The organism is Pauljensenia sp. UMB6358 (assembly GCF_030216865.1).
Taxonomy (GTDB): Bacteria; Actinomycetota; Actinomycetes; order Actinomycetales; family Actinomycetaceae; genus Pauljensenia; species Pauljensenia turicensis_A.
The window spans coordinates 1-505 of the sequence record NZ_JASOMS010000034.1 but is presented as its reverse complement, the minus strand read 5'-3'; the positions used below and the strand labels follow the sequence as shown (position 1 = coordinate 505).

Annotated in this window: 1 protein-coding gene; it reads left to right on the top strand. The window is 52.7% G+C overall.

Going from position 1 to position 505, the window contains the following annotated elements; genetic code table 11:
- Window positions 1–316: 316 nt before the first annotated feature.
- A partial coding sequence (locus QP381_RS08505; RefSeq protein WP_285068497.1) for a hypothetical protein occupies window positions 317–505 on the top strand: 189 nt, incomplete at its 3' end.

The following is a 505-nucleotide window of genomic DNA, read 5'->3' as shown; positions in this document are numbered from 1 at the left end:
CTTCGGGAGCTCTAGTACGGTAGCTAACGAGACCAGAATCCTTTTCGAGCCTGGGCGCAAGTATGTTCTTGATTTTTGGGTGCAAGCCTCTACGTCAGGGGCCCACGGGAGCATAGGATTTATGCCGGTATCTGGCGGGGACTTCTTACACTTTAGTTCACCAAGTATTAGTGATCCGTGGACGGGGCTTTTCCCCCCGCAAACTTGGAAGGAACTGCCTACTAGTTGGGAGCACAGAAGATACGAGATCACCCCACACGGTCTAGTTAAGCCCCCGTTCGCGCGGCTAGTGGCCCAGTGCCACGGCGGGAACCTGATGATCGCAAAACTACGCGTCGCATTAGATCAAGAAACCGTAATTGAGGATGGGTCTATTACGACCTCGAAGCTTGCCGCTCACGCCGTTGATGTGGAAAAGCTGAATGTTACGGAGGGTATGGCCGCCAGGATAGGCGAATTCCTCAAAATCAAATTCGAGCAGATCCAATCCTCGATAATGAACGCG